Annotated in this window: 5 protein-coding genes and 2 pseudogenes; 4 read left to right on the plus strand and 3 right to left on the minus strand. The window is 67.0% G+C overall.

The window, feature by feature from the left end; all coding sequences use genetic code 11:
- Window positions 1-127: 127 nt before the first annotated feature.
- From H7965_RS32325 to H7965_RS32125, 3 genes and pseudogenes are all read left to right on the plus strand, one after another.
- Window positions 128-409 (plus strand): annotated as a pseudogene (locus H7965_RS32325) (DDE-type integrase/transposase/recombinase); the annotation flags it as partial.
- Window positions 410-819: 410 nt separating this feature from the next.
- Window positions 820-2,364: a hypothetical protein gene (locus H7965_RS28175; protein WP_186773848.1), complete on the plus strand. Its 1,545-nt coding sequence runs from the start codon at window positions 820-822 to the stop codon at window positions 2,362-2,364.
- A 147-nt stretch (window positions 2,365-2,511) separates the two neighbouring features.
- Window positions 2,512-2,757 carry a hypothetical protein gene (locus tag H7965_RS32125; RefSeq protein WP_186773849.1) on the plus strand — a complete coding sequence of 82 codons (246 nt, stop codon included), beginning with the start codon at window positions 2,512-2,514 and terminating at the stop codon, window positions 2,755-2,757.
- Between the two features lie 4 nt (window positions 2,758-2,761).
- On the opposite strand, the gene H7965_RS28185 is transcribed toward H7965_RS32125, so the two are convergent.
- Both H7965_RS28185 and H7965_RS28190 read right to left on the minus strand, forming a co-directional pair.
- Complete coding sequence (locus tag H7965_RS28185) at window positions 2,762-3,121, minus strand: transposase (protein WP_186773850.1); 360 nt, start codon at window positions 3,119-3,121, stop codon at window positions 2,762-2,764.
- A gap of 168 nt (window positions 3,122-3,289) precedes the next feature.
- Complete coding sequence (locus H7965_RS28190) at window positions 3,290-3,517, minus strand: helix-turn-helix domain-containing protein (RefSeq protein ID WP_222440870.1); 228 nt, start codon at window positions 3,515-3,517, stop codon at window positions 3,290-3,292.
- A 104-nt stretch (window positions 3,518-3,621) separates the two neighbouring features.
- On the opposite strand from H7965_RS28190, the pseudogene H7965_RS28195 reads away from it, so the two are divergent.
- Window positions 3,622-3,753: pseudogene (locus H7965_RS28195) on the plus strand (IS630 family transposase); the annotation flags it as partial.
- Window positions 3,754-3,877: 124 nt separating this feature from the next.
- Here the strand turns inward: H7965_RS28195 and H7965_RS28200 are convergent.
- Window positions 3,878-5,944, minus strand: a complete 2,067-nt coding sequence (locus H7965_RS28200; RefSeq protein ID WP_186773851.1) for an AsmA family protein — start codon at window positions 5,942-5,944, stop codon at window positions 3,878-3,880.
- Window positions 5,945-6,606 lie beyond the last annotated feature (662 nt).

Genomic DNA, 6,606 nt, shown 5'->3' on the forward strand with positions numbered 1-6,606 from the left:
GGCGCGTAGATCTTCGGACAGGGTTCTCGCCATGCAAGCTGGCCTCCGTGCCCAGCAGGCACGGTGAATCAGATTTCGCGCCGGGCGGGAATCCTCAGCGACTCTGAATGGTCAGATTTCGCTCTAGGGCGCGGCGAAGCGCGAGGTCCTGCCCGATGTGCGACACCGGACCAGCCGATACCTCAACAATCGTGCCGAGAACTCGCACCGCCCGACCCGGCGCCGCGAGCGCCAGATGCAGCGATTCAAGTCACCCGTGCAGGCACAGCGGTTCCTGTCGGCGCACAGCATGATCTATGGTCACTTCCGCCCGCGGCGGCACTTGATGACGGCGGCACAATACCGCTGTGCCCGCGCCGAGGCCTTTCAGGTCTGGCAGCAGGAGACCTGCGCCCGAACGGCGGTGTGATGACGCAAGCGGTTGCGCAATGCGGCCCAGCATGACCATTGAGCAAACAAGTTGGCAATGCCGCTGAAGGCATTGGCGGGCAAGTTGGCGAAGTCCGGCTCGGCGCTGTGTTTTTCCTACGAAGCGGGACCGCGCGGCTACGGGATCAAACGCCAGTCCGGCCAAAATGCCGCTGCGGGTGCTGGATTGCCCCTATCGGGCGGCTACCAATAGGCTATGTGCAAGGCTGGTTGGTCAAGATTAGTGGATGAAATGCTGGCGTGGCGGCGCCGCGGTGGCAGCGGAGTGGCCAGTAGTTCTTCAACGAGTGCAGTGCCGACGAGTAGCATCATGGTTCGGCCGGCGAGGAACATCCTGGACCAAAAGGGAGTGCACCGGCCATTACAAGACTAAGAGAGGCTTCGGCCGCCGTGGCTCGTCGGCTCGATTTGGATGTAGCGCTGGGCCATGCAGCGCCGGATCGCCTGACGGTACTTGTCGTCGCGTATATGTTGACACCGGCGGTGATCTTCCTGGGCACCTGGCTCGCCATCGGGGCGGCCCTGGTCATGGTGCCGTTCGCGTTGGCTGCACTGGTGCTGACGCCGGGCTGGCGTGGTGCCTGGCCCTTCGGATGGGCCGCCACCCTAGCGTGCCTGGGCCTGCTTTGGGCGGGCGGAGCCACTGGGACCCACCATCTCCTCTACAGCGCCGCGGATTGGCAGATCCGGGATGCGGTGTTGCTTGATCTCACGGTCGGACCTGGACCGCTGGTTTATGGCGTAGGCGACCAGGCTTGGCTGCTGCGGGCGCCACTCGGCTACTACATGCCCGCGGCCCTTATTGGGCAGATGCTTGGCTTTGGTGCGGCGCAGGTGGCCTTATGGGCGTGGACGGGGCTGGGGCTGGCATTGACGCTCGCGCTGCTGTCCTGCCTCGCATGTGATGTGGCGCCGCCGGGCCAGGCACGAATTGCCTGCGTGGTGACTGCGAGCCTCTTCGTCATCTTCGGTGGCCTCGATATGGTGCCAAATCTTTGGCTCGACTGGAAAGCTGGTGCAGGGCCGCTCGCCAGCTGGGGGCGCGGAGGCGATTGGTGGGCGCAGCTCTTTCAGTATTCCGGCCATGTCACGCTGCTGCTTTGGGCACCCAACCATGCCCTGCCGGCTTGGCTGGCGACGCTCCTGCTGCTGCGGCACGGGTATGATCCCCGCTTCGCGCGGGTTGCGGCTCTGCCGCTGGCGGCGGGCGTGCTCTGGAGCCCGCTGGCCGTGTTCGGCGCATCCGTCCTGACTCTCGTCGTGCTGCTGCAAGGTGGTGCTGTTGCGGCGCTGAGGGCGGCCATTGCACCGGTCAACCTGTTGGCCGCGGCATTCGCCACGCCGCTCTGCCTGTATCTCCTGGCCGATCCGGCGGGGATTCCGCACTACCCGCTGCTCTGGAAATACCCGGAGGCATGGGCCGCCGGGCGATGGCTGCTGTTCCTACTAGTCGAGGTGCTGTGCTGGGCGGGTTTTGCGCTGCTCCTGGTGCGGGGGAGAATGCTGGTGGCGGCGGTGGTCATGCTCTGCCTGCTGCCGGGCTATGTCTTTGGCCCCGGCAATGAGATGACCATGCGCGGCGGCATCGCACCGCTTGTCGTGCTTGCCGTGGCGACGGCAGCGGGACTGCTCGCGCCAGCGGTCGGGCGGGTGCGGCAGGCCAGCCGTGCCGGCCTCATCGCCTGCACCATCCTTGCGGCAATGGGTTCAGTCATGGAGGCAAGCCTGGTTGTCACCCGCGCCCCCTGGCCCGCCAGCCGCGACTGCTCCTTGCCGGAGGCGGCGCGGCAATCGGTATTCACCGGGTCCACGGACTGGTCGCACTATGTTGCGAGGTGGCCTGCGCCTATGCTGCACGCTTGGCTAGCTTCCCCAAGGCTGTCCCGCGTGGACGTCCATAGCCTTGCACGCTGCTGGCCCGGCGGGAGCGCCTGATTCCGCGCCACCAAGCGTCCCGAGCCCCTAGACCAGATGTCCGCCAGAGATGGGGGCGACCCGTCTCACAGTATGCAGGTTGCGAGGGTTGCGCCGGGTGTCCGGCACCGGTGCACGCATGCGTGCACCATGCATAGGAGACGGGTCATGGCGGAGACTATCACCTATGTCGGCCTCGACGTGCACAAGGAGACGATCGCGGTGGCGTTGGCCGCGACGGGCAAGCGGGGCGAGGTCCGCGACTACGGCACGATCGCCAACATGCCGACCGCGCTGAAGGCATTGGCGAGCAAGCTGGCGAAGTCCGAGGCAACGCTGTCAATCGGCGTCGGATCAGGACCCCGGATCGGCGTCCAAAAGGGGCTCTCCACGGGTTTTGGTGCAGCTGAATAGCGGACTACGCGGCCTGTAGGACGCGGGCTCGCAGGAGGTCATGCTTGGCGTGGCCGAACATCTGCCGCTTGACGAGTTTGAGCCTGGTGATCTGGCCTTCTGTCTGCCCGTTGCTCCATGGCAGCACCAAGGCGGCCCTGACGGCAGCCTCATCCTGCCGCAAGCCGGTGGCAAAGGAACGCAACTCGCTGCTCTCCGCATCGGCCAGCCAGCGGTCGAGTTCGCCTTCCTGCTGCTCGCGGACCATGGCAGCGAAGCGCAGGGCGAGGTCGCGCGCGAGCGCAAGGGACGGCGAGACAGCAAGCAGCCGATCAAGGTATCGGCGCTCGGCCACATCCAGCGTTGCTGGGAAAGCGGTCAGCATTCGGGCCACGCGCCGCGACGGCGGCACGGTGAAGCTTGATGTCGAACGGCCCGGGCGTGAAGCAAGCCGCTGGCGAGTGGCCCACTCGGTCGCAACACGGAGGCCGCCCCGGAACCCGGCATCGCGCAGTTCCCGCCAGAGCAGGGCGCCGTTGTGGTAGCCCTCGGCTCAGCGCCGTTCCAGGAGATCAAGATAGGGCTCCAGCATGCTGCGCCGTGGCCGGTAGGGCTCCGGTGCGGCGCCGCGCAACCATCGTCGGACAGTGTTGCGCCCGACCCTGAGCCTGCGCACGATCGCTTTGATCTGCATGCCGTCGCGGTGGAGGCGGAGCACCTCGTCATGGATCTCGGTGCTGCGCTGCCACCGGTGCCATTGATGCCGCTCGGCGCTGGTCATCGGCGGCGATGGTTCGGCCGTCGCCGACTGTTCGAGGACGGCCGGGTGCGCTGCGGCCTGGAGATCAGCCCTGCGGCGCCGGACAGCATCGAGCAGCGCCCGGCTGGCTCTCGAACCGCATCTTCCGCTGCTACGACAACATCGTCGACCACTGCTGCCGCGCCTGGAACCGGCTCGTCGAGCAGCCCTGGACCATCATGTCCATCGGCCTGCGCGACTGGGCACATGGGTTCTGATCAGCAGGATTTGGCATAACATGTACAACCGGTGGCGGAGGCTCGGGCGCGACCGGCTGCCTGTCTTGTGGCAGGACAGGTTGCGTCGGCTTGCGGTGGCCTCGACTGTGGAGGTCGGGGCTTCTCAACGACGGCCGCCACCGGTGCTTTCGCCGCGAGGAGGCGCATCGCTGCCCGTCGCCTGCCCACGCCGCGCGCGCCGGAGCAGCCCTTCGCAGCGCGGATCGTCGCCGATGCCGAAGCGAATGGTGGGCAGCGCCGCGATCGCGCCGGCAATCCCGCCGCCCGCGCCCGCCGTCCTGTCGGGCGCCGCGCTCGGCGCCTTGAGTGTACCACTGACCAGCAGCGGCAGCGGCAGTGCCCCGAAGTTCAGGCGCTTCGACTCCGTCCAGAGGCGGATCTCGACGCGCTCGCGCCGCAGGTCCACGACGCCCCGCCCCTCAATCACCACGTCATCGGTCTCGAGTAGCAGGGCACGGGTGGAGAGAATGCCGCGCCGCAACGGCAGGTCGGCCACGAAGCACTTGACCGGCGTGCGCGCCTCGCCGCCGAGGGAGCCGAGCAGCGCGCTGCCGAGGCGCAGACCGGCGAGGTCGACCAGGAGCTTGCTGAGATAGCCGCCCGTCATGGAGAGGAGGAGCGCGCCGTCCCCGTGCCCCAGGATCTCCGCTATTGACCCGCCCGTGCCTTCGACCCGCGCTGTCCCGCTAAGCACCCCTGCGCCCTGGTAGGTCCCTGTCGCATGCATCAGGCGGGCGAAGTCGAGCCGCTCGAACCGGACCTCGCTTTTCGCCTGCACCGTGTCTTCCTCCCTAGGGGTCAGCAGAATGTCGGCTGCGATGCGCCCGGCGCCTACCCCGAAGCTCAGCGGACGGAGCGCCACGGTGCCGTCCACGAGGTCCATGCGGAGGGTGAGGTCGTCGAACGGCATGGACCGGCCCTGGATCCGCTCGGCATGGTAGGTGAGGTACGCGTCCACCCCCCTGAGCTTCGGTATGTTGAGCGGCCGATCGGGCAGCAAGCGCGGGCTAGAGTTCGCCTCCCGCTGCGCCTGCGTCGCGTGCTCCTGCTGGCGCGGGGTCTGGCCGGGCGTCCCGGGCGGGCCCGGCCCGCCGACGAGCAGGCTAGCGATGTCACGGAGGTCCACGCTCCGCGAGCGCAGCTCGGCCGTTAGCTCGGGCCGGATCGGCCCTTGGGTGACGGTCACCATGCCCTCGACATCGCTCCGCCCGATGCGCCCAGCCACATCGGTGAAGTGGAAGCGTCCCTCGATGTAGTCCAGCTTGCCGCCGAGCTCGTAGGGCGGCGTGACCGGGAGCGGGACGCCGGTCAGCGAGGCGAGAAGGGCCAGGTCCGGCCCGGCGAGCAGGAGGCCTAGGGCGGCGGTGCGCGGGTTCAGTGGGGCCTGCAATGTGCCCTTCAGGATGGCGCGTGTCGGCCCGTTTGCCAGGTGCAGCTCGACCGGCCAGGCGCCGGACGGGCCGCCGAGGCCCGGAAGCCCGCCGGCCAGCAGGGTGGCGGCCATGGGCTGGTCGGCGTAGGTGCCGCGCGCCTCTGCCGTTATGGCATGGCCGTCCGGTCCTGCCGCGTCCCCGGTCGAGACGACCACCTCGAACTCGGCGCGAAGCCCTGCGAGCGAGACTCGGGCTTGCCCGCCGGAGACGCGCATGGCACCGATCTTCGGGAAGGCTGCGCCGTCGCTCCGGTCTGCGCCGAGTTCGAAGCCGAAGTTGCTCCGCTCGTCGGCCATCGAGATAACGTGGGCCACCGGCCTGTCCATCTCGATCGAGGGGATAATGATCTCGCGCCGGCGCAGGTAGGTACCGGCCTCCAACTGTAGCGTGACGCGAGGAATGCGTAGGAAGGGCGCCTCGCCGGGCGGGAAGTCCCGGGGGTTGCCGATCAGCACGTCGTCCGCGGTGAGCAGTACGGGGCTGCCCGGACGCAGCCGCAGCCGCCCGATCTCAACCGGGCGCCCGAGGGCTACGGAGGCTTGGTGTTCGGCGAGCGGCCCGAGCCAAAGCGGAGAGGACAGCGTGGCAGCGGCGAGGAGCCCGACCAGCCCGAAGCCGATCCAGAGCAACCGGTTTAGGATGCGTTGTCGAGCCATGCCGTTCGATCTGCCGGGCCGATTGTAGAAGACCGCGCCTTTCGGCAGAAAGATCGCGTCGAGCGCACGAGGGTTCAGCAAGCCTCCCACAGGCCGCACGACACCGCGAGTTCAAGCTGACCTTTGAATGGTACACGGTTTACGGAGCCGGAAACGTGGCCCAGCAGTCATTCTGGCGGCATGGGTTGGCCCCAACCTTTGCTCGCGCTGCAAATACTCACCCGCAATAATGCCTGCATCCCGGTCTAAGAGCCAGCAGGTGGGCTAAAATGTGCCCCCGCCGGAGGGCCAGCGGGGGCGCTAAAAATGCACCGCTGCAGAGCCAGCGGGAGCAGGTAAATGGGGCCGCAACGTTTAGCGCCGCCGGTAGTATGCCGAGCGCATCGGTTCCGTTTTCGTGTTATCACCCGCGATAAGACCCAATCACAATCGCTTCGTGCTGATCTCGCATTGATGATTTATCAAAATTATAGCCTTAAATATAATTTTGGAGCAATTGGAAACGGCGACCGCTGATGCCCTTGCGCATACCTCCTGGCGCCGATCTGCTGCTGATTGTGGTTTCAATCGGCCTGTTTGTGGCAGTTCTGACCCACATGGTTATGGGCATTTTGGGGTAAGAGGGGCAAAACCTGTGGTGGTCAGGCGGGCTGGCAGCGCTGCCGGACCAAGTCGGGCAAGTACGGGATGCTGGCTTGGCCTGGGATGCCGAGCCTGGCGCCGAGGTAATCCCAGAAGCTGAG

This window comes from Siccirubricoccus deserti (genome assembly GCF_014283215.1).
Taxonomy (GTDB): domain Bacteria; phylum Pseudomonadota; class Alphaproteobacteria; order Acetobacterales; family Acetobacteraceae; genus Siccirubricoccus; species Siccirubricoccus deserti.